This window comes from Clostridium akagii DSM 12554 (assembly GCF_000686725.1).
Lineage (GTDB): Bacteria > Bacillota > Clostridia > Clostridiales > Clostridiaceae > Clostridium_I > Clostridium_I akagii.
Genome location: NZ_JMLK01000034.1, coordinates 1 through 24,266, shown reverse-complemented (window position 1 = coordinate 24,266; position 24,266 = coordinate 1). Strand labels below are relative to the sequence as shown.

23 protein-coding genes are annotated in these 24,266 nt (G+C 26.2%); 1 reads left to right on the top strand and 22 read right to left on the bottom strand.

Annotation, left to right across the window (positions count from 1 at the left end):
• Nucleotides 1-22: 22 nt before the first annotated feature.
• From BR66_RS0114355 to BR66_RS0114335, 5 genes are read right to left on the bottom strand one after another with little or no spacing between them, the layout of a single operon-like run.
• Nucleotides 23-889, bottom strand: a complete 867-nt coding sequence (locus tag BR66_RS0114355) for a hypothetical protein (protein WP_026883538.1) — start codon at nucleotides 887-889, stop codon at nucleotides 23-25.
• 16 nt (nucleotides 890-905) lie between these two features.
• Entirely contained in the window at nucleotides 906-1,838 is a 933-nt protein-coding gene (locus BR66_RS0114350) for a hypothetical protein (RefSeq protein ID WP_026883537.1), read from the bottom strand.
• Nucleotides 1,839-1,857: 19 nt separating this feature from the next.
• Nucleotides 1,858-3,144 carry an ATPase, T2SS/T4P/T4SS family gene (locus BR66_RS0114345; RefSeq protein ID WP_026883536.1) on the bottom strand — a complete coding sequence of 429 codons (1,287 nt, stop codon included), beginning with the start codon at nucleotides 3,142-3,144 and terminating at the stop codon, nucleotides 1,858-1,860.
• Nucleotides 3,145-3,187: 43 nt separating this feature from the next.
• Nucleotides 3,188-3,361: a hypothetical protein gene (locus BR66_RS25740; protein ID WP_156946295.1), complete on the bottom strand. Its 174-nt coding sequence runs from the start codon at nucleotides 3,359-3,361 to the stop codon at nucleotides 3,188-3,190.
• A 2-nt stretch (nucleotides 3,362-3,363) separates the two neighbouring features.
• On the bottom strand, nucleotides 3,364-4,926 hold the full coding sequence (locus tag BR66_RS0114335; protein ID WP_026883535.1) for a P-loop NTPase family protein: 1,563 nt from the start codon (nucleotides 4,924-4,926) through the stop codon (nucleotides 3,364-3,366).
• 168 nt (nucleotides 4,927-5,094) lie between these two features.
• On the opposite strand from BR66_RS0114335, the gene BR66_RS0114330 reads away from it, so the two are divergent.
• Nucleotides 5,095-5,721 carry a hypothetical protein gene (locus tag BR66_RS0114330; RefSeq protein ID WP_026883534.1) on the top strand — a complete coding sequence of 209 codons (627 nt, stop codon included), beginning with the start codon at nucleotides 5,095-5,097 and terminating at the stop codon, nucleotides 5,719-5,721.
• On the opposite strand, the gene BR66_RS0114325 is transcribed toward BR66_RS0114330, so the two are convergent.
• The 17 genes from BR66_RS0114325 to BR66_RS23955 all read right to left on the bottom strand — a co-directional run bounded on the left by BR66_RS0114325 (nucleotide 5,718) and on the right by BR66_RS23955 (nucleotide 23,968).
• Nucleotides 5,718-6,149: a hypothetical protein gene (locus BR66_RS0114325; protein ID WP_026883533.1), complete on the bottom strand. Its 432-nt coding sequence runs from the start codon at nucleotides 6,147-6,149 to the stop codon at nucleotides 5,718-5,720. The genes BR66_RS0114330 and BR66_RS0114325 overlap by 4 nt on opposite strands.
• A gap of 17 nt (nucleotides 6,150-6,166) precedes the next feature.
• A complete protein-coding gene (locus tag BR66_RS0114320) occupies nucleotides 6,167-6,520 on the bottom strand; it encodes a single-stranded DNA-binding protein (RefSeq protein WP_026883532.1) in 354 nt (117 codons plus the stop codon).
• Between the two features lie 17 nt (nucleotides 6,521-6,537).
• Nucleotides 6,538-8,982 (bottom strand): VirB4-like conjugal transfer ATPase, CD1110 family, encoded by a 2,445-nt coding sequence (locus BR66_RS0114315; RefSeq protein ID WP_051624254.1) that lies wholly within the window; start codon nucleotides 8,980-8,982, stop codon nucleotides 6,538-6,540.
• On the bottom strand, nucleotides 8,951-9,295 hold the full coding sequence (locus tag BR66_RS0114310) for a PrgI family protein (RefSeq protein ID WP_026883530.1): 345 nt from the start codon (nucleotides 9,293-9,295) through the stop codon (nucleotides 8,951-8,953). Before BR66_RS0114310 ends, BR66_RS0114315 begins: the two co-directional genes overlap by 32 nt.
• Before the next feature lie 21 nt (nucleotides 9,296-9,316).
• Nucleotides 9,317-10,588, bottom strand: coding sequence for a VirB6/TrbL-like conjugal transfer protein, CD1112 family (locus BR66_RS0114305; RefSeq protein ID WP_026883529.1), 1,272 nt, complete (start codon nucleotides 10,586-10,588; stop codon nucleotides 9,317-9,319).
• Nucleotides 10,589-10,649: 61 nt separating this feature from the next.
• A complete protein-coding gene (locus BR66_RS23970; RefSeq protein WP_035796331.1) occupies nucleotides 10,650-10,994 on the bottom strand; it encodes a hypothetical protein in 345 nt (114 codons plus the stop codon).
• Between the two features lie 56 nt (nucleotides 10,995-11,050).
• Nucleotides 11,051-11,272, bottom strand: a complete 222-nt coding sequence (locus BR66_RS0114295) for a hypothetical protein (protein ID WP_026883528.1) — start codon at nucleotides 11,270-11,272, stop codon at nucleotides 11,051-11,053.
• A gap of 22 nt (nucleotides 11,273-11,294) precedes the next feature.
• Nucleotides 11,295-11,573, bottom strand: coding sequence for a hypothetical protein (locus BR66_RS0114290; RefSeq protein ID WP_026883527.1), 279 nt, complete (start codon nucleotides 11,571-11,573; stop codon nucleotides 11,295-11,297).
• A gap of 3 nt (nucleotides 11,574-11,576) precedes the next feature.
• Nucleotides 11,577-13,538, bottom strand: coding sequence for a V-type ATP synthase subunit I domain-containing protein (locus BR66_RS0114285; protein WP_026883526.1), 1,962 nt, complete (start codon nucleotides 13,536-13,538; stop codon nucleotides 11,577-11,579).
• A gap of 107 nt (nucleotides 13,539-13,645) precedes the next feature.
• Nucleotides 13,646-15,556, bottom strand: a complete 1,911-nt coding sequence (locus BR66_RS23965; protein ID WP_026883525.1) for a VirD4-like conjugal transfer protein, CD1115 family — start codon at nucleotides 15,554-15,556, stop codon at nucleotides 13,646-13,648.
• 162 nt (nucleotides 15,557-15,718) lie between these two features.
• Nucleotides 15,719-16,666: a CHC2 zinc finger domain-containing protein gene (locus tag BR66_RS0114275; RefSeq protein WP_026883524.1), complete on the bottom strand. Its 948-nt coding sequence runs from the start codon at nucleotides 16,664-16,666 to the stop codon at nucleotides 15,719-15,721.
• Between the two features lie 15 nt (nucleotides 16,667-16,681).
• The gene (locus BR66_RS0114270; protein WP_026883523.1) at nucleotides 16,682-17,200 is read right to left on the bottom strand and encodes a hypothetical protein; all 519 of its coding nucleotides are present in this window, start codon (nucleotides 17,198-17,200) and stop codon (nucleotides 16,682-16,684) included.
• Nucleotides 17,201-17,248: 48 nt separating this feature from the next.
• Nucleotides 17,249-20,860: an LPD1 domain-containing protein gene (locus tag BR66_RS0114265; protein ID WP_026883522.1), complete on the bottom strand. Its 3,612-nt coding sequence runs from the start codon at nucleotides 20,858-20,860 to the stop codon at nucleotides 17,249-17,251.
• A gap of 9 nt (nucleotides 20,861-20,869) precedes the next feature.
• Nucleotides 20,870-22,471 (bottom strand): relaxase/mobilization nuclease domain-containing protein, encoded by a 1,602-nt coding sequence (locus tag BR66_RS24895; RefSeq protein WP_051624253.1) that lies wholly within the window; start codon nucleotides 22,469-22,471, stop codon nucleotides 20,870-20,872.
• Between the two features lie 14 nt (nucleotides 22,472-22,485).
• Nucleotides 22,486-22,809, bottom strand: a complete 324-nt coding sequence (gene mobC / locus BR66_RS0114255; protein ID WP_026883521.1) for a plasmid mobilization relaxosome protein MobC — start codon at nucleotides 22,807-22,809, stop codon at nucleotides 22,486-22,488.
• A 274-nt stretch (nucleotides 22,810-23,083) separates the two neighbouring features.
• Nucleotides 23,084-23,344 (bottom strand): hypothetical protein, encoded by a 261-nt coding sequence (locus BR66_RS0114250; RefSeq protein WP_026883520.1) that lies wholly within the window; start codon nucleotides 23,342-23,344, stop codon nucleotides 23,084-23,086.
• A 36-nt stretch (nucleotides 23,345-23,380) separates the two neighbouring features.
• Entirely contained in the window at nucleotides 23,381-23,968 is a 588-nt protein-coding gene (locus BR66_RS23955; RefSeq protein ID WP_035796327.1) for a hypothetical protein, read from the bottom strand.
• Between the last annotated feature and the right edge of the window lie 298 nt (nucleotides 23,969-24,266).

Genomic DNA, 24,266 nt, shown 5'->3' with positions numbered 1-24,266 from the left:
TATTTTAATTAATATTAGTAAGCTATTTTAATAAAAAATTTAGGCTACTGAAGATTTTAGTAGCGAAACTATAAACAATAATTGAACTTGCACTAATTAATAATAATAAAACCGCAATAGTAACTTTCATATTTTTAGTAGTGGTTTCGATATCTTTAGAATTTAAAAAACTTTTAGTTAATACCCTGCGTTGATTTCCAAGCATTTCTCTCATAGCTCCTGTTTGTAATCCTTGCTCTATTGTTAAAGCAAAACTATTAATTTCTATTGTATTATTAAACTTGCTTTTTAAATTATTAAGAGCTGAGCCAATATCTTTCTTTGTAATAACTTCCGCTGATAAATCTGAAAAAGCTTTTTTTAACCTTTGATTTTTAATTACGTCATAACACTCTACTATACTTTTATCAAAAGGTATTTCTGCATAAGTATCAATTTCTAAGGCATTGTATATTTCAGGAAAATCCAATCTCATTAGTTTTTCATCTTTTATATTCTTACTGTAATTAACAATATCTATATAAAAGAAAAGTAATATACTTAACAGAACACTTACTGTACTAAAAAAGTTTTTTACATATACAATCCCCAAGATAAGAAGCAAAATTTTTATTAATAAATAATAAAATGAATTTAAATGTATTGGATTTCCAAGTCTAATTAACTTATCATCAATCCTAGAAAACATTGAATTAACTCTCTCATTTTTTCTTAATTTTGAATCAAAACTCTTATAAAAACTCGCCCTGGATTTTTTAATTTCTTTTTTATCAAGTTCCCCTCTTGCTTCCTTAATATCTTTATTTACAACATTCAACAAGTGGTTAGCAATTAAATATGCTATAACTATTAATGACAAAAGGGATGAATAATATAATATAAACCTCATTCTTTATTCTCCTTTATTAAAATTTAAATCTTCCAACATCTATAGCAATAAAAAAAGTAACAATCAAAGAAATCATCAAAAATGTTACTAAGGTTTGTCCAACCTTTGTAGTCATTAATAAATATTGTAAGTTATTGTTACTTACAATTAACAGAAGAATTACAATAACAATTGAAACTATCATAATTATTATAAAAAATCTGCTTTTTGTAGCATCCTTTCTTCTGTCCAACATTTTATCGTATAAATCCAAATAATTTTCTTTGAATCTCTTTACAACTAATTTATACTTTCCTGAATTTTTATTACAATTAATTAACCTTTTAAATAAATTTTTTAGTTGTTCGTTATCTACTTTGTTAGAAAATTTATTTAATGCAACCATTGGTGTGTCCCCATATGAAGTGTCAAAGTCATAGTCTTTACAGTAAGTAGTTAAAGGTTCTAGCTCAAATGTAGTACAATTTTTAATAGCAAAGTTAATATCATCTTTTATTTCTAAATGATTATCTAATAAATTAAGAAAATCAATTATAGACTTATTGGTCTTAGAACCAACTATTTCTGATATGAAATAGATAATAGTACATGGCATTGTAAAAATGAAAAGTGATAAAATTAAAGCTTGTATGAAAATTAAAATTTGGAATAAAAATATAAAAGATATACCTGAAATGATAATTGATACAAATATAATAATACTTGGATTAATAAATTTATTTCTTATGTTAGCTCTTTTTATTGTGTCCCTTATAAAAACAGTTAACTTATTGTCCCTTTTATTGTTATATTTGTAATAATCTTTTATCTTTTTCATTTCATAGCTTATGTCTTCTTTATTGAGATATTTTGATATATCTATATTTTTTTTTAAGAAATAATAACAAATAACATAAGACAATCCAAGTATACAAACAAATATTAATATATTTAATAAAGTAGCAACCATTGTTTTATAACCTCACTATTTAGATTTTGCAACTTTCATTTAATTTTTCAAAATAACCATCTATACCAAGTTCATCATCTCTTTCAATATTAAATTTGAATACTGGATTATATTTTAAATTATTTGCTTTTTCGTCATAACCTACACATTCTGTTATTTCACAAACTTTAAATTTTTTCGTAAATATTACTATATCTAAGTTTGAAAGCATCCTTAATAAATCTTCCCTTTTATAATCCGTTCCACTTTTTTTCATATTTAATATTACTTTTTCTATTCCTTGTTTTGAACTTGGAGCATGTGCTGTAAGAGCAACTTTATGACCAGTAAATGTAGCATCAAATAAAGCCATTGATTCAGCACCCTTTGATTCTCCAATTAAAAACCAATCTATATCAATTAATAATCCATTTGTCGCTAAATCTTGTAATGTGTATTCAATGTCACCCTCACCACTTTTTTTAACGACCGTTTCCCATATCCAATTACCTTTTCCACTTGATAATTCCATTATTTCTTGAATACCAAGCTTTGATAAACTTTCAGGTATATGCTCGATCCCTGCATTTAATAATGTTGTTTTTCCACTTGCACCCTGCCCAACAATAAGTATATTTTTACCCTTTGTGAATGCTTTAATAAGATAATTTTTCATTTCGCTATTAAACATTTTTAAATACTCTAACTTATCCATATCAGGTTTAATTATATATTTGGGTATTTTTCTTATTATTATATGGGGACTAATTACATTTACTGGTGATATGGCAATATCAATTCTCAAAAAGTAGTATTTGGAAGATGTATAATCTCCAATAACAATTACTGCATCCCTTTTTGATAAATTACCTCCATTTTTAATTGCAATTGAATATGCAAAATTTATAATACTTTGTATAGATGGAAAAACTATATCCGTCTTAGTCCTTATTCCATTCTTTTTAATCCAAGTATCATTAGTTCCTTTTATTGCAATATCAGATACTTCTAAATCATCATCAATATATTTATTTATAACGGAATAACCCCATAAATAATCATTAACAGAATCTATTATTTTTTCATAACTATCAATTCCATCAATAACAATATTTTTTGCTTTTATATACTCTGCGACTATATCATCAAGCTCTTTCCTTTTTATTAACTCCTTCTGAATATCTATTATTAATTTGCTTTTTTCTTTTAATAGATATTGGACAATTTCATCAACAATTTCAAATAGAGTGTTTCCATTACTTTGTATTTTCTTAGCCTTTTCTTTTGTTTTCTCATAAGATTTTTCTCTTATTGAAATTACGCCCAAAATAGTTCCTCCTCTCGATATTTCATATTTATTTTGTAGCCAATTACGATATTAAATACCATTCTCCTTTATATATTTCATTTTGAAAGATTATTAATATAGGATTAGCATTTAATATGTTGAACATTTTTATTTTTTCATTAAATATACAGTAAACATTATGACCTTCCCATATTAAATCAAGAGCTTTTATAATTGATATTTTGTCAATATCCAAGGTTACTTCCTCTTAAAAAAAGGCAAATTTTTAAAAAGACTTTTATTAGGTACATACCCTAATTTATTAATTATGTCTAAGTATCCATCTGTTTCTTTTTTAAATGTTATTTTTTTTGTTAATATTTCTTTATTTAATAAGGAATTTAAATAATGTGAATTATCTTTAATTTTTCCTAGCACAGTATAATTTTCAAACAATTTATTTATCTTGTCGTTATCCATTAAATTTCCCCACATTACAATATTGAACTTATTAATATCTTGATTATGAAAGGTAGTAAGTTCATTTATAAGTGAAATATCTGCTCTTGCATTAACATAAGTAGGTTCAGTAATTAAAATAACTTTATCTGAATTAGTAAGACCTGAATACGTAAATACATTTGCAAAGAATGAATTTAATGAAATGATAACAGTATCATATTTTTCACAAGCAAATTCTATTATTTTATCTATATCCTCACTCTCTGTCCTATCAAATTCATCTATATCATAAAGTCCAGTTAAAATGTGTAAATTATCATATCCTTTTATTTTTTTAGTAAACTCATTAAATGTTTGTGCATTTAATATATTCTTTTTCAAAGCACTCAAACATCCTGATATTCCAGTTAGCTGTTTTGAACTATGCAAGTCGTTAATATAAATACTTTTGTCAATATTAAAATGATGGTCAAGACTTGGAAAAGGTGTTTCAAAGTCAATTAATAAAATATCTTGATTTATAGTTCCTGCAAGTTGATGTGAAAAATTCGCTACAAATAAATCTTTAATGGTTGAATTGTAAAGTGAAATTACTGAATAAATTTGTTTTTTTATAACTTTAGTTTTTATAATTGTTTCCTTCTCAACCTTTACCTTTATAACTTCTTTAACTGTTTCTATCTCTTCTACTCTTTCTATAATCTGTACTTCAAGTTCTTTAACTGGTACTTGTTTTATTAACTTTTCTTCTATTTCTTCTTCTATCTTTATCTTTTCCTCAACTGAAATAACTTTATTTACTACATCCTTAATGTTTGTATCCTCATTAAAAACTCGCTCAATAGATGTGTCCCCTGGGGACATTTCTTTTGCTTTTTTTTCGTAAACTTCCTTTTCTAAATGCTCCATTAATTGCTTAAGATATTCATGTCTTGCTTCTAATTGTTTTTGTGCCTTTTTTTGTTCGTCTATGCTTAAATCTTCCATAGATACATCATCTATAGTTTTAGGTTGTAATATAAGTGCATTTATTGTGTCTTCATCAATCACACCTACGTGAAAATCAAAAATTTGATTTTCTATTAAAATATTAGTAAATCTTTTTCTTAATGGGTCATCAGCCCCATATAAAAATGCAATTCTTGTACTTGGATGTTTGCTTCTAATTTCTAAGATAATATCTTCTATTGAAGCTTTACCAGGTAAAGAATTTGATATTAATAAAATATGAGGATTTAATTCTAATATATCTTGAATTAATGTTTTGTTATTCTTCACCACCTTAATTACATTACATTCTTTCATTGTTGTAACATACTTCTCAATGCTTCTTTCATTTACTGCTATAATAACATTCATTTTAAACCTCCAATCCCTTTGATACTACAGTAATTATAAATAAGTATACGAATTTAGTCAAGCAATTAATGTCAAATTATACTTACAATGCAATATGATGCTATTTTCATTGTAAAAAAAGTAATATATAATGTTAATAGTAAAATATATTTGACAGGAGAATTTCACATGTTTAAAGTAAATGTATCTCAACTAACTAAAATTTTGGATGTTAGTCAATACTCCCTCTATCCGAATTTGAAAATGTTAAAAAATAATAAGAATGGTGCTTATAAAATAAATATAGATGAATATTTTTTAGAATGTAAAGTAAGTAATTTTTTGTTTGATTTTGAAAAGGAAAATAGCTCTTTTTCAAAACGACTAATACCTAATAACGACACTTTTTCTATAAATCTAACAGCAAAACAAGTTAAAAGTATATTAAATATTAATGATTATCAATTATCTACATTAAGAAAAAATAATAGCCTAACATACATAAGGAAAAATAAAACTCGTTATATTTATGATATAAATTCACTTGCAGAATATATTCAAAATAAAAGCTTGGATATAGAGCTATTAATATATTCTTTTGACAAGCAATTCTATAAACCAATAGAACTAATTACTATATTATCTAAACATAACATACGTATTTCTCTAAAAAGCATATACCGCTACATATATGAATATAATAAAATTCCATGTATAAAAGTATCAGGAAATTTACGAATACCAATTAGAGAATTTAATGAACTTGTCCTAAGTAATTTAGAAATGTTTAGTTATCACAGAAAAAGTGATAGCTAAGCATCATTTTTTTTTAACTCAATAAGTGCATTTTTGAAATCAAAAATTTGTTTGTATATATTTTTTTCATTCCCATATAAAATTTTATAGTTTTTGGATTCCATTATTATTAAATATTCAGTTTCGCCAATCTTTAAAGGTATGGAAAATCTTGCTTTAATGTTTCTTACTTTAGAATCAAGTAAAGAATTTTTGTTGTATCTTAATATTGGCATATCAATATATGAACTATTAGCAGTTTCTTCTTTTATATTCTCGCTTCCGCCCAAAAATGTATATTTTTCATTAGACTTTATGAATGAGGTTATATAATCAATTTTATAGTTTTTTTCTACTATATACCTTAAATATTCAAACTGTTCTTTAATATCTCTATCTAAAAGTAAATCAACATTTATTTCTAGTTTTTTTTCAAGTTTTTTAAACAAGAAAATCCCCCCCTTAATTAACCTTTTCCTGGATACGGTATATCATCTTCATTAGATTCATTCCATTGTAAAATATCAGTTTCATTAACTATTACAGTCGTTTTTATTTTTTTTACATTATCTTTGATATACGGATTTAAATGTAATTCTCCTTTCACACTTAAAAGTTTACCTTTGCCTGAATGTTTTAATAAAGCTTCTGCTTTAGCACCCCATATTTCACAAGGAATAAAATCAGCAATTTTTTTGTTGAATTTGTCTCTAACTCCTTTTCTTTCAACAGCAAGTGAAAAATTTATAACTTTTTTTTCATCTGCCAATTTTAGTATTAAATCATTAGCAACTCTACCAGTAAAACAAACACTATTCATATTGTTTCTCCTTTTTATTAAACTTTTTTATTCTTATTAAGAGCTTCTTCCTGTAATTTATATTCTCTAATTTCATCAATTTTTGTTGTTATTGCTTTATATACTTCATTTCCTTTAGGGTATTCATCTTCAAAAGGAATTATATCCTTACCAACAACAAGCAATCCACATCCTTGTTCTGCATTTGTTATAAAATTTTCTTGTGTTTCACTTAAATTTAGCAGTTTCTTTACTACAGCTCTATCCGTTGGTGCTTGATCGAGAAGAACAATGAATTGAGAATTAGCAAGCATTGTTCTTGCTTTAGGTGATTGTAATAAATCTTCAACATTTTGTGTTATACCAGTTATTAATCCTCCATATTTTCTAGCCCTTTTATAAATTTGATAATAATATTCTGCTGAATAAGATTCTTTGTTGTCTCTATCGTCAAAATATAGGTAAAATTCATCTGTTATAACCCAAGTATTCTTACCTTTTTCTTTATTTGCACAAAGTATATTCCAAACACTATCAAGAACTATTAAGAGTCCTACTTTTTTCAAATTTTTACCTAAATCTTTTGTGTCTAAAACTGTAAGTCTATTTGTAAGAGAGACATTTGATTTATGTGAGAAAGTATTAAGTGAGCCAATTACGTATAGTTCTAATGCTAGTGTTATATCTTTAGCTTGTATTTCATTTTGTATCTTTAAAATTTCATAGAAATCAACGAATGTAGGTATATATTCCTGATTCCATCCTGAATCAATAAATTTTTTATATGATAACCTAACACATCTATCAACAATTGTTTTTTCAGTTGCACTAAGTTCACCCTTTATAGTTTCAACTATTGAAAGTATAAAGTCGGATTTTGCTTGAATTGGGTCATCATCATCAGCATAATCCATACTAATATCCATTGGATTCATATGTGTATTGGTATTTGCAGATATTTTTATTAATTCGCCATTATATTTTTCACATACTATATTAAATTCTCTTTCGGGGTCAATAATAATAACATCATCATTCGTTAATTCCAATACATCTATTATCTCTCTTTTAGATTTTAACGATTTTCCTGCTCCTGGAACTCCTAATATGAATCCATTACCATTTTTAAGTTTTTTCCTATCAATAACAACCATTGAATTTGTAAAAGAATTTCTGCCATAATAAAAACCAGTTTCGTCAAATATATTCTGTGCATTAAAAGGTAATAAAATGGCTGCTGCATCTGTTGTCATTCTCCTTGATACATTGACCTTATCATTTCCAAGTGGAAGCATACTAGCAAGGGCTTGTTCTTGTCTGTGTGTCACAACATCAAGGATTACCATATGCTGTCTACATATAGTATTAATATCCCTGCTAATATCATCTAACCTTTCCATTGAATCAGCCGATATAGAAATATAAAAACCCACTAAAAAATAATCCTGGTCACTTTTTAATTTTTCCAACATTTCATTTGTTTCATCTATTGCATCTTGTAATTCAAGTGGAATATAATCCATACCTTCTCTTTTATTTTTCTTTTTTCTGTCCTGCCTTTGACCTTCAAGTGTAGTTCTTTTTTTCTTAAGAAATTGTAATGCACTGCCTTTTTCAATATGGTCAACATGTTTAGTAACACAAATATCATATGAATTATCCATTAAATCACTTATGAATACATCATCTAAAGTTTCAGGGTAGTCTTTTACGAAAAAAATTCTTGTATATGCTGTACCCATTTCGATTAAGCTAGTTTTAAACTTAAAACTAGAAGGTGCTATATAGTCTTTTACTTTTCTTCCAATAGAATAAATATTTTTAGGTAATACAAATTTATCTTCTTTACTCTTTAATGGATTGTAATAATTATATAAAATCTCCAAAGATTCTAATGGTTTTAACATTATGCAATTTGAATCTAATTTTTTTAATGCTATAGCTATATTTTTATACGATTTTTTTAAAATTTGGTAAGCACTTTCAGCTTTAGATTTAACCCTATATGATAAAGCTATATATGTTTTCTTATCAGATGTAGCATTATAACTTTCATCTATAAAGTATTCCTGTACCTTAATATAATCTTTGTGTATCGGTAGTTCTTTATATTTATTGTCTTTAGGTAGCAAACAGTTCCTATATGTTTCACCTTCTATAGTCCTATTCATAATTAATTCTTGATAGTGAATATCAGGTGCAAGGGAATTTAAAACAGCAGAATATAATTTATATTTACGCTTCTGTTCATCTTCTCTTGATAATCTATAATTTATATTACTGAATTTTAGCATTATAGAATATAATCCATCTTCTACTTTATACATACCATTTGAATACAACTCCTCAAATGGTATTGTATCTTGTACGCTATGTGGTATTTTGATTTTTTGAAGTCTAGTTTTTGAATCACTATCAGAATCATTTTCATTTTTAAATTCGATTTTTTTACTATCGCTTCTGTCCTCTTTTTTTAGAAACATTGTTTTCACCCACCATTTCGTCCTCAATTTTAAAATATCTTACTCTCGGAGTTACATATGTCCAAACTATGGAAAATAAATACCTTTCAAAAGACATACCTTGTGGCTCATACCAACCAAATAACAAAAGTGGGAGTGCTATTAACATAATAACCCATCCAGTTGTATTATCCCCCAATGTCTTTCTGCAAACTATATATAAAGGTATTGTAATAACCAAAACAATTGCTATAATTACTATTTGCCTTAAATTAAACCCTGCAATTATTTTAGGTTTATATATTGTAATGTCTCTAGGTATCTTAGCTCTCATACAGTTATAACCTCCTCAAATTTATACAAATGATGCTACTATTGCTAAACTAGATATATTGAATCCACCGCCACCAGAACCGCCTAAAGAATTTCTAACAGATGCAGGAGCTTGTACGCAATAGACTGTTAATGCAACTATCCCAACAATGAAATTTGTAAAACCAAATATTCCTGACCCACTAAGCAAACCGTCACTTCCAACTGTTATAGATGTTAAATACGAATTTTTCAGAAAAGCAAGACCAACCGCTATCCAAATAGTCTGTACCGTAACTGCGACAAAATTCTTAATAAAAGATTTGAAAATATCGCTTGTTGAATCTCCTGCTAACGTGGCGAAAAACATAGGTGATACAACAGCTAAAACAGCTAATTCAATTTGTCTTATTACAACTATTACCATACATATTATCAAACAAATTCCTAAACTTGTCATTAACACTGTACTTTTAAGACAATTACCAATCAATTGAATAACATCTGTACTGCTGTTACTATTAATGTATTGAATCATTTGGCTTTTATCAGCCATTTTTAATACCCCAAATATTGTGTTTACAATTCCTCTATTAACGCTTACTATAGCTGTTAATATTGTATAAGAATAATCAACTGCACTTTTAGCAAAAATCAATTTAACTAACTGTTTATATACTTCTAAGTCATTCATCATTTCAAAATAAATTGTCTTTTTACAAAATGATATTATAAAGAATAAGCTAACTAAACTATATCCGATTGGTTTCATTGAAGACCAAAGTGTTTGTGCAAACCCAAATTGAGAACCACTTAAATCCTCCTGTGATAACAACATTTGGAATGCTTGCATATCTGCATCTACAGCATTAATTTTAGTTGTTAAGTCACTTTCAACTACCCTACCTATTGGATTTAATATTGTGTTATTTATAGCATTTGTAAATGCAGTTCCTACTGAATTTCCGACCGCATCCCCTATTTTCCCTGGTAAGTTTTCTATTGTAGTCGGTATATTAGCTATGGAATTACCAAGATTAGCAAATCCAGTTGAAATATCTCCTACCAACCCATTTATACTATTTCCTACTCCTTGAATACCATTAACCATATTAGTAAATCCACCACCTATACTATTTCCTAAATTGGTAAAATTACCACCTATGGAGTTCCCTAAATTACCCAGGCTATTTAAAATACCTGTAGGGTCAGGTAAATCTATTGCATATGCAACCTTACACGAAAGTGAGAACACTATTAAGAATGCACAAAAGAAAGCACATACATTTTTATACTTGATTAAATATTTTTTCAATAAAAATCTCCCCCTTTTTTTATAATAAGTCCTAATTTTTTAGGACTTATTATAAAGAATATTAAGACAGCCAAGCTCCTGAACCTTGTGAAATAGCTACAATCATTATTCCTGCAATACAAGTTTTTGCACCTTTTATCATTTCACCTGGGTCGTCATTTCTCCAACCAAGTGCAAACATTATAGCCCCAACAAAAGCAACAACTCCACCAACTCTAGTTGTCCAGGTAACAATTAATGTTGTCAAAGTTGAAAAGTCTGCTGATGCTAATCCAACGGAAGTTGCACATACAGATGTAAAGAATACTATTTGAAGAACTGTTAAAGCTCTGCCAAAAAACCTTGATTTAACAATTTTATTTATATTCCCTTCTCCCAGTGTTAGTTTGTCCAAAAATTTTGTCATAATTAAATCCTCCTAATAAATTTAGCATTTATATATATGTAAATATATATAGCCCTCTAATTAAATTTTGTAAGTAATTCTTTCGACCTTACATCAATGTTTTTTAAGAATTTATTATTTTCCGTAATTAATTCTTCTTCATCTTTGCTTATATCAATGCTGTCATTTTCTAAATTTTTTTCAATATCATTTTTAAGATGCTTTTCAAATAACTCTTGTTCATTTAAATTAGTAAAAGGCTCATATATAATATTTTCTTTAACTTCCCTATCCTCCATAAAATCCTCCCATAACCATTTGCTATATTGAAACTTGCAATTTTTTATTTGATTTTGGGTATATCAGTTCTCTAATTTCAATCTCTAGCTGTGTTATTTCCTCATCTAACCTGGCATTTTCTTCAAGCAAATTCCTATTTTCTTCTACGATCGCTTTAAGCTCTGTTAGCTCCTCAAATTTTTCAACCCTTTGAGAGTGTCTTTCTTTTAAATCTTCATTTAATGAATTCTGTTTTAACTTCAAATTACGTTTTTGTTGGTTTTTATTCCCCATAAAAAGATTTGATATAAATTTAAACATAAGTTATCTCTCCATTCCTACTGTTTTTACTTTTTGAGATTTCTTTATCTCTTTATTTTCAGTTTTTTCTATATTACTAAAATTAGCTTCTTTCATGAATTTTTTACCTTCATTTGTTATCTCAAATTTACTACTAGGAAAATCATCAGAATTTTTATAATTCAAGTAACCCTTATTTTTTAATTCAATAAACTGTTCTAATACCTTTTCTCCTTTTCCTGATTGTTCATTGCTTAGATTTTTGATTTCTCCAACCGATATATCTACTTTATCATCAAAGAATTTTATATCATCAACAGTTCCTTTAAACTCAAATCTATCAGGATGTGTTTGGTCATTACTAACCTTTTCAACAGCAATATAATTTGGATTCACTTTATTAGTAAAATCATATTTATCAACATCTATTTCTTTTGTGCTTAAATCATTAACTTTTTCATTTTTTATTTCAGATGTATCTAAATTAGAAACAAACTTTTTTTCACTAATTTTAATAAGATTTGATTCGGATAAAGAGTTCAATTCTCTTTTCAATTTATACTCAACAGGTTTTAATACGGATTCTCTAGTTTCCATTCCTTTATCCGTAAAGGAATAACTTTCTATTCCATTAGCTACTTTTTTTGTAACATATCCACCTTTGACATTATTCTCTAATCTATTCATAAGATATTTATATTGCTTATCACTTTCCTTTGTATTTTTGTACTCTTTATCCAATAACCCTTTTAAATTTTCTTTTGTTAAGTTACCACTTGATTTAGATATATACCCATGGATTACATTTGCATCATAAGAAGTAAATTCAAATTCAGTGCTAACATTTTTTAATTTCTCTAACCCTTCATTTGTAAGTGAATAATTTTGACCACTTTTACTAACTATTTTATTATCATATAAACTTTTCAATCTATTTGTAACTAATTTAGATTCCTCCTTTTGCCTTTCAACAGATGAAAATTTATCAATTAAGGATTTATTGAAATTATCTAAATTAAAATTATTATTTTTATCAAAATACTGTTTCACTATATTTAAATCATATTTACCTAGTTGAACAGTCGTTTTTGAAGGAGTAAACATTTTTTTTATTTCATCATTACTTGCTAGTTGCTTAAATGTCATTCCCTCCTTATTGATAATTGCGAATACTTTTTTTTGTTCACTTGATAGATTTTTAACTTTTGGATTATTTAGGATTTGTTTTTCAATCTTCAAGTCCTTTATTAAATCCTCTTTCCTTTTTCTTTCAAGGTGTATCAAGATATTTTCCTTTTTTAATTTTTCTATTTCGCTAACAACATCAAATGTAAATTCAGGTGAAAATTCTCTATTACGAGTATCATTTTTCCATTGATTTTTTGTTTCATTAAGTATTTTATTAAAATCAATTTTTTCTCCTAAATCAATGTCCATTTCCTTTAAGTAATTCAAGTTGCTCTCATACTCACTAACCATCATTTTTATATTGCTCTCATATTCCTGGAATCGTCTGCTTAATGCTTCTGTATTTTCCATATTAATTTCCTGATTGTTCAACTTGCTTGATTCTCTTGCATTTATTTCATAATTATTTATCATTTCGTTTATATAATTTTTCTGTTTATTTAAAGTGTTTTGAATCTCTTCTTTATTTTTGAATATACCGTTTGATTTATTTTCTATTTCCTTATCTTCTGCAACTAAGTCCTTAAATTGCTTTAAGATTTTATCTTTATTAAAAGATTTTAAAGATAAAATATCACCTTTCAATTCTTTAATACGATTTCTTAATTCACTATTTCTACTATTGAGCTTTTTATTTTCCTCCAAAGCTTGTTTTTTATTTTCTAATTTTTCAGCTTTTTTCTCTAATGATTTATTATGCCTTTTCAACAGCCCTGGAATAACTTTATACGCTAACTTAACAGCATGACTAGATAAAAAAACCATAACATCACTAATTGTTTTTTTTTCTTCATCCATAAATTGAACCTCCCTAATAAAATAGTAACACATTTCGTAACACATTTCAATGTGTTTGGCATTATTTTCTTTTTACTATCACCCCCCTTACAATCAATAACAATATATTAATTTGAAAATTTTTCATCAAAATCCTTTGCTAATTCATCATCTTTAAGATTTGCAAATTGTTTTTTTAATATATTGTTTTGCTTTAGTATTTCTTCTTTTACTAGCCTTCTTTCCATAGCTCTAGCTTGTCTTGCTTTAGCAATTTCTCTATATTCTTTTTCAATATAAGTGTTATTTTTAATTCCATCAGGAAATGAACTCCCTACATCCTTTATCATAGGATGGTTTTCAGTTTGAAATTTTTTAGCAATTATAGGATACATACCACCTATAAAAAGTATGCAGTTTTCATCACTCATTGTTGAAACTTCCTGTTGTGACATTAAATCTCTCGCTATCCATGTACCATTTTTGCTTGATGAAGATGATTTACTACTTCGTGAATCTCCTTGCGTTTCTAAATAAACTGTTGCCTTCCCTAATTTATTTGATATATATTTGTGTGTATCGTCCTCAATAGAACCAATATAATTTATTACGTTACATCCCCCAAGAATTGTCTTCCAACTATCTTTATACATATTCTCAAGTTGTGAGAAAGATTGTATAACTGGCATAATTCTAATATTTCTACTTCTACAAGTTGTAATTATTGTTTTGAAATTGGGTATTTCCCCTATGTTAGCAAATTCATCTGCTTCAAAACTTAACATTAATGGCAATCTTCCATTATGGTGATAATCAGCTTCATAAAACGAAATCATAAAGCATTGAGTATAAAACATTGATGCTAGTACATTAAACGTGTCATTAATATCAGGTGTTATAAGAAATATTGCTATTTTTTTAGTTCCTAATGATTCAATCTCTAATTCATCCTCATATGTCATATTACATATATCTTGACTAATCCATATATTCATCCTTACAGATAAAGAAATTAAAATACTCTTAGCTGTTTTTCCTGCTCCTAATTTAAATTCTTCATAGGCTTGTAGTCCTGGATGATATGGATTTGTCTGCTCTATGTGTTTAAAAATTCTTTCTAATTCTGACCTTTTAGGGTCAATTTCTCCTGTTTCTTCATCAACAACAACTTTCCTCACTAGTTGAAAAACCCTTTCAAAATTTTTCTCCTCATTTTCTTCCAAAGTTAAATATAAAAATATAGCTGTTAAAAGAGCTTTCATAGCATCATCCCAAAATTGATCGCCCCCTGATTTCTTTGAATCTGTAGTATTTTTCATGAATACATTTACCAAAACAAGCACATCAGATTCGATTTTATCTTTGTTTATATATTTAAACGGATTATATCCATTTGAGTATTTTGGGTCTAAAATATTAAGAACTTTAACTGCATAACCATTTTTCTTTAATACTTTAGCTAAATCCCTATATAACTCTCCCTTTGGGTCAGTTATTATATACGAGCCTACCATTTGTAAAACATCAGGTTTTACTTTCTTATATGATTTACCTTGACCTGAACCACCAACTAATAATTCATTTGAATTTTTATTTTTTTCATCTTTTGGGTCTAAATAAAGGTTATCAGCTAATACAAAACTATCTTTAGGTTGATGAAGTCTCTTAATTTCTTTCTCATTAGCCCAACGTGCCGAACCATGTTCTATACCTTTAAAATCCGATTTCATTTTGAACATATTTCCAAGTACTAGCATTAACAGTGCCGTATAAAACATAAGTAATTTTTTTTGAGTTGCTAAATATACGTCAAACAAGCTTTTAGAGAACTTAATATTTACAAACTCTTTACCATTTTTAGAATTTTGAGTTAATAAATTTATAGCATCCATAATTTTGATGTTTGGATGCGTCATTATAATTTTTGAATAATTTAATATAATTAAGGTGTCTCCTACTATTACTAAAATAAATATAGTAAGTGGTAAAATAATATCCTTTTTTTTGACTTGTACTTTATTTCTATTAACCCTTAACACTTACATCACCAACCCTTTTTAACTATATACAATTTTTGTAACACATTTTCATACTTATTTGTGTTTGATATTGTAACACACAAAGAAAACAAAAAAAATATGCACCTGTTTATATACGCATTTTATTTATCTTCTTATAATTATTATTGTTCATAAAATATATTATCTTTGTTGAACATTTTTGATTTCTTTAAATTCTTGTCTTACCTTATCTTCAATTTTTTTAACTTTCACTAAATCATCCTTACTAAATGCAATGTTAACATTATTAAACTTATTAAATGCACTTACTTTTATTCCTTCATTGTCCATTTTATTAATCATAAAATTGGCGAGTTTTTTTTCTAATAAAAGATATTGTAATTCTCCGGATTTTTTTAGTTCCCTATAATTTGTATTGCCAATGTTTCCAACGTCTTTATTTTGTAAGTCATTTTCATAGTTAACTCTCAACTTATCAATACTATTTTTCCCTAGTAATGCTCTTTTCAATAAATCAACTTGTCTATTAATATCCTTTTCAGTATCTTTCGTAAATGAAGAGTATAAAGTTTTTTCAATACATGGTTCGTATTCTTTTATTTTTTCAATTCTACGAAAATATATATCTCTTAGCTCCTCAATTCTTGGCAGCGATATACTATATAATAATCTGTTATAAACTTTAGGATATTTTTTAGCTAGTTCACTGACATGAATACCATACTTTTCATACCAAGCATTTGCTTTTTCTATCGAATGTTTCCTTAAATCTATATCAAAATTTGCTGTTGCCTTTTCAGGATATATACCAATTTCTCTATATTGTGCATTTGTAAGTATATTAATATCAGTACCCTTTTCACTGGAAATACCGTATAAAGATGCTATTCTATTAATAGCATCCTTATTACTGATTCCTTCAAGTTGCTCAATTAGATTTATTGAATTTCCACCTGTATTGTCTCCAAAATCACTCCAACGATTTTTTCTTAAATCAATTGAAAAGGAATCTGTTCTTTCATCTCGGATTTTCCCCCATAGCCTATTACCAACCTTTTTAAGTTGTACACCATATCTACTACAAATATCCTCACATTTAATTTCGACCAATTTATCTAAATCAAACACAACATAATCACCTACCTATTCCAAATTAATAATCTGACTATTTCTTTCAAATATACTTAAAAACTCGGGAAAATCTTTATTATATGTTACCCTTATGTATTTACTGTCTATAAAAAAATTGGCTTTGAAAAATTTTTCATTTAATACTACTGAAATTACATTTGTATTTTTTTCCTCAATGTCTAATGGCAACAAGTCAATGTGATACATATTCTCTACAAACATTAATACATTAGATACTTTTGAAAAACTTTCATTTTTAACATCTATTGTTTTAAAATTATCAGCATATATATTAACTATTTCTTGTTTTTCGTCTTCTCCAATATCTTCAAATTTGTATTCGATTGTATTATTAATCCCTTTATACAAAATCTTTTTTCTATATATTAAGTTATCAAAATCTTTTTCTTCTTCCATAACAATATATTCATTAAATATTGAATCAATAAGCATACTACTTTTTTTTATACCATTATCGTATATTTCTTTTGCAAAACCTTTGTCCCTAAAATTCAATGATTTATATATCATGTTTACTCCTTTCAACTTTCAATTTGTATCCCCTGGGGACATCTTTTATTATCTTTCAGTTTGCTTTGTTTTATTAAAATCCATTTTTACTTTTTCTGAAATTTTGTCAAAAGCTTTTTCGCTAGATTTATCAAAGGATATACTAATATATTTTTCACCTTTGAACAAAGCACTAAATTTTATTTCTTTATCCATAAGCTCTTTCATTATGTTACTACCTATTTTCCTTTCATATTTTCTATATACAGGAATACCATTCTCTTTTATCTCCTTAAATAATGTATTTCCTAAAGTTTCTTGCTTATCTCTTTTTATAGCTTCCAATGCCGTTTTAAGGTCATTTTCTTTTATAACAACGTTAATAGCTTCCTTCTTAATAAATGCACTATACTCAACATCAGGGCATTTATCTTTGAACGTAGCATACTCTTCCTTCGACATTAATATATATTTGTTTATACCTTGAAGTTGTTTAAAAGTTGTATATTGTATTTTTCCTATTTCTTCATTTTTAAGTCCCAATGCTACAAGTGCCTTATTCTTTTCAGCTTTGGAAACAACTACACTTATATAATCCTTATTAGGATAAGTACAATAATCTTGTTTCAAATTTTTTATTGATTTCATGTTTTCATTTTTAACCCTTATAACTTGTATAGCTCCATTAGCCTTCGCTTTTAATTCATCAAAATCAATATTTTTCAATGGAACTTTAATATCTTCTATATTTTTAATATTTTCAATTTTTAAATCTTCAATTTTTATCATCTCTCTAATATCCTTTTCACTAAATCCTTCTTCGGCAAGCCTTAAGGCAACCGCAGATTTATTATTTAAAGTTGCATCACTTATTGGTTCATTGGCATACATGTAAGTAATTTGATAGCTTCCTTGTTCTTTTAAACTTGGAGTAACTAAAACATGTTTATCCATATTATCATTTTTCAAAGAAAATGAATCTGCTTTGTTTAACTCATTAAGTAATGAATCAAATCTATCTGTTTCATCTGCAATTTCTCTCTCAATTACTTTCATATAGTCCTGCCTTATTTCAATTGGCTTCTCTTCTATCAGTTTGTTTATTAATTCACCTTCTTTTAAATATTGAGCTTCGTCATTTGATGTTAAACTTTTAAGTTTATAAACATTTTCATTTTCTAATTTATCTACCTGACAAATTTTATCCTTAAATTGAATTTCAAAACTTGATTCATCTTTAAATTTATCAATTTCCTTTTTTACATCTAAAAATTCTTTTGAAACGATTTTGTTATTATTCACAAAATCCTTTGACGCTTTTGAAATTTCAATTACAGAAGAATCTAAAATAATAGAATCTAAATTATCAACAGAGACTGTCCCATTAACATCAATTAGCTTATTAGATGTGTCATACGTGTATATATTAAAACTATCTATATCATTTGATACCTTCTCAACAAGCATCTTATCATCCGTAGTTGAAATCAATGTATTCTTATTAAGATTGATAAGATTAATATTAGTACTGTTATTATAATTGTTTGCATTTTCAAATAAGAAATCATTAGTATTTTTTTTAATATCAAGTTCAGAATCGTTTTTAATATATTCAATAAGGTCTTGTTTTTTAATTCCCCTTTGTACCAATAAAAACTTTTCATCTGTATTAAATTTAACTAAATCAAATTGTCCATTTTTATTAGGTATAACTACATTAATACTTTCTTCATTTGAATATCTAAAACCATCTTCACTATTTGCAATATCATCAACAGAACTATTTATTTTTTCTACTTCAACATCTTGTTGTTTTACCTCTCTATAATCTTTATTATCGTAAGTATCTTCTACGATTTCAAAATTATTAACTATAATTTCATCTTTACCAAGCTCTTCAATTTGATTAATGAATTCATCCATCTTATCAAATATTAATTTCTGTTCTCTTATATTTGCAACATATAATGGAGATGTTCCAGTACCATAAACCAAATAGTCACTTTTTTTATTTTCTTTTTTTATGTTGTATTCAATATAGGATTCAAAGGCTCTTGCGAAAAGCTCTTTGTTATTTGTAAAGTATTCTTTGCTTCGAGTTGAATCGAGTAACTTAGCATTTTTAAAATACTTTGTATCATCAATTTCTTTTCCTATTAATTCTTTAGCGTTTATTATTTTATTTAAGCATATATTTATTCCCACATCAGAACGATTAAATACATTTCCATAGTATGTTACAATATTATCTTGAACAGTATTTTTTAATTGATTTTCTAACTCATTAAATGACCTTTTTCTAATTTCAGCATCTTTATTCATTATTCCATAAAATTTTTGTGCATCAATATTATATCTATTTTTTAATTTATCTATAATTTTTTCTTTAATATCATTTTGATATTCAGAAATTCTTTCTGTATACTTTTCTATAATCTCATCTTCATTCAAATATTTTTGTTTTAGTTGATTCATTAATTCATTGAATGTTTTTGCAATATGTGGTACTTTTGAACTATTTTCATTTACTCCATCTGACATGAAACTATTCATTTTTGAATTTCCACTTAGTCGTGAATAATAGTCATCTAATGCATGACCCCATTCATGAGCTAGACTTCCCGCCCCCCTCATTTTCGTTAGATTAATAACTAAAGCCCCAGGTTCATAATGTGCTGAATTATTTCCTGCACCTCGACTTCCAAATGCAATAGATAGTGTTTTATCTAAAGAAATTCCTTTAGGTGAAATTTTTAATTGCTTTGCCAAATCTAATAATGAATCATAAGCAAGATTCAAATTTTGTTGTCTGTCACTTTGAGTATTCCAATTTCCAAACTCTCCTCCTCTAAAATTAAACATCCTCATAAATTCTTCTGTGCTTATTTCTTTAGAATTTCTATAATCTTCTCCAATCCTTCTGATATGCTTTAATTGCGGACGTGCTTCAATTCCTTTTCTTGATTCCTTTCTATCTTTCTCAATTTCAGGTTTAATTACATCAACTAAATATTTTTCTGCATCAGCAGTTGAAACAAAACCATCCTTTACAGTAGAATAATATGATTTTGTTTTTTTACATATTGAAAATGAATCTCCATAGTTTTTTATTACAAAACCTTTTCTCCATGCTTCAACTTTAAAAGGAAAATTTATTTCTTTTATTTTACTTTGAGCCTTACTAATATCATAGGAACTTATATTTAAATTATTAAAAAATTTTGATATGTCACATGAATATTTTTCACTAGAAAATTTATACCTCATATTGGAACTTCTAATTATAAATCCATTTTCCAATAATGCATCCCTTATATTATCAAAATCTTTTATACTAGTGATTTCTTTAAAAACCGAATTACAAGTATTACCTAATTCAATATAATTTATTGCTCTCTTTTTATCAAATTCAAAGTCAGTTGTAGTTGCCGTAAATTTTGTAGGGAATGAATCATATAACTTTTTTAAAAAATATACAACTGTTTTATCTATTCCATCATTAACTAATCTTTCATAATCAGGCTTTTTAAATACATATGGTTTTATTGAGTTTTCTATAATTTGTCTATGGTTTAAATCTTCAATTTCCTTAACACTTATTCCATTTTTAGAATAATAATCTTTTCTTGCACCTCCAATTTTTTCCCCAAAATCATCAATTTTTTCTTTTGTCCTAGACAATTTAATCACCTACCTAGAAATATTTTTGTTTTTATCTTTTAATGTTTTAACAAAATTATTATAAGAATCTATATCTTTTATGTTTAAAGCAATATTAAATTTACCATCTTTATTTTTAAAACATGAAAATTTGATATTTGCATTACTTATAAGTTCTTTAACAAGTTGTTCATCAATTATTCTATACTCAATTTTTTCTGATACATCTTTTAAATTTTTATAAGATGTATTTCCATATTGTTTTTCATGATTTCTACCTATAGCTATAATTGAATTTTTATAATCATTCTCTTTAATCATAATAATTATATAATCATCTTTTATGTATCCTGAATATTTTACTTTTAAATTATCTATTTTCTCTAATTCATTAACATTAATTTTCAAGTATTTATTTTCACCTGGTAAATTTTTTAATTCTAAGTATTGTATATTACCAATAGTTTTTTTAATATTTACATTCTGTACTGTATATTTTTTCTTTTTACTTTTCACTAATTTATGTCCACTATTAATAACCATAGCAGCTATGAATAAAAGAATTTTAAATGTTTCATTTTTGGCTTCATCCTTATTTCTATTTGTATTCAAACTTCTATCTATAGCTTTAGCAACTGTCCCTATATCGTAAAATGCTCTATCTAAATAAGTGGCTTCATTGAAGTTTTTTTCATGTTCTCTTGTCCATTTATTGTATCTCTCATTTTCGTTTGTTCCTCCTTTTCTTTCCTTTGGTTTCTTTGTTCTTCTAATATCATTTTTAAAGTTTCCAAAATTTCCATTTGAGTTTGATTCATTTGATTTATTACTTCTTTCATTTCCTGAAATGCCTTTACTGTTTCTGTTGGATTCATATTCCTTATCTTTTCTAATTCTATTCTCAATCCCCTCCTTACTATATTGATCACCAAATTGTTTAGACAAACTTTTTGCTCTAATAAATTTATCTTGAAAGTTAATATCTCTAAAAGATATATTAACGTTTTGCCATTTTACTTCATAGCCAAGATTATTCATATATTTTATAAAATCACTTTTACTATTACTAAATTCTAGTGATTCGTCAATGGAATTTAACATTTTAACTTTCCACGATTGTCCTTTTATTGCAAGATGATAGGTAGATTGGTCAATTCCCCTTAATCCACTTTTTTCTTTAATAACACTCAATCCATATTCATGAGCCAATTTGTCACTTTCACTTCTAACAAATTTTAAACTATCCTTATTTGCTCTATACATATATCCAGTTTCTATATTTACACTATTTATTAATATATGATTGTGAATATGTACTTTATCAATATGAGTAACAACTAATGCCTGATACCCTGGTGCAATTTTATCAACTAAACGTACACCTATTCTATTTGCTGTTTTAGCATCAACTTCACCTAACTTAAAACTTTGGAAAAATTGATGTGCTATGATTTTACAATCTGACTTATCGTGTAATATTTTTGCTAACTCAAATTCTTGTTTTACTTTTTTAAAATCACAATTAACACCTGTAATTAATCCATCATTTGTTTTCTCTTCTTTAGTATTATATTTAATTACATTTTCAATATGGGAAGAGCTATGTATTGCATTATGTTTTACAATTGCCATAATATATATCTCTCCTATTTCTTAACTGAGATTAAAAATGAATTAAGCATATTCCATATCTCTTTTATCTGTGTATCTAAATTATCAATTTTATGTTTATCAATTTCATGATTTTCATTTGCTAAATGGACAGCTTGATTTATATTTACACCAATTTTACGAATCTGAAATACTAAATCTAAAATTCCATCTATGACATATATATCTTTATCTAATAGGCATTTTAAATTGTACTCCTGTTGTGACAATCTTGATTTCTTAACTAATCCATGATATTTAATTAACTCAACTTTATTAAATCTAGTTATTACACTTTTAGGTTTACTTCTTTCCGTCATGCTTTACACCTACCAATTCTAATATGAATAAAAATTTTGAGCGTAGCGATTTCCCGAATTTCGGGGTCTTAGGGTTCACCCTAACATAGCGACAGTGGATATCGTGGATATCCGTTGTCAATGCTTGCAAAAGTTACTTTATTTACCTTAATATTATTTTACTATACTTAATTATGATTTGCAAATAAATTTACGAATTTAGTCACTTAGGTTATTTTAGAATAAAAAAAAGCATCCCCTGGGGACACTTTTTTTTTATTTTTTATATTTGATTTTAAGAATTACTATTTCCACTTTCACTCTCTTCTTTTATATCTGAACCATAAAGCACTTGTAAATCATTTTTCACTTTTTCCATATCCTTAGTTGTATCTATTCCTAACGATTTTAATAATTTATAAACTTCTTTGGAGTTTTTTTCTTCTAGCTCCTTAGCTTCCTTACGTTTTTGCTCTAAATATTTTTTCATCTTATCATTTTCAATCTCAATTATTTCTTTACATTGAGCAATTTTTTCATCAATACTTTTTGCCATAAATATTTTCCTCCTTATTATTTTAATATATATTTTTTATAATTTATAGGGAAAATTATACCCTATAAATATCAATGTTGCAATAAACAAGCCTGGAACAAATGCTAACTCATTATATTGCATTTTTTTTATTTTATAATATATTGCCAAGAATAAAGTTAATATAGTTCCGAATCCAATTACTATTATAAAATTTAAATTCAATATATATATTAAGTTTAACAATATTGGTATATCACCTTCGCCTAATTGTTTGAATTTATTTAACAAACGCATAATTATAAATGCAACTAGAAGTATCGCCAGTTTATATACAATATCATGCTTATATATAACATCATTTATTATATATATAAAAGTTAAAATATTCATTAATATTATACTTATGTTTAAAATTTTCCTCTCTCTTAAATCTATATAAGCAGTAGCATACAATATAGATAATAGAATAGTATATATAATACTATTGTAGGTAGTATTATAATTTTCACTAACTATAAATCCTATGAATAAACTAGCCATTAATGATAATAAAATTTTAATATACTGATTTCTAGCGTTGTCATCATAATAAAATATAAAATTAATTATTATGATAGAAATAATTATATTAATAACTATCATGGTTCACAACTCCTTGTAATATAGTTTTCATTATGAAAAATAATAAACCATATGTCATTTTTAAAAACATAAATTTCTTTGAATTGCGACGTTAATTTATTTGAATTGTTAATTATAGAAAAAATATTAAATTTCATTTAAAACGCTCCTTCGCATTGTTTTCAATTTGCTTAAAATTTATATTTAAATGGATTTTTATTTTTTAAAATTAAGGTAGTATATCCACTGCTACCTTTTTCTATATCTTTAATGATATATTGGGTTTGTTCTCCATTAACTATATCTTCACTGTGCAAAG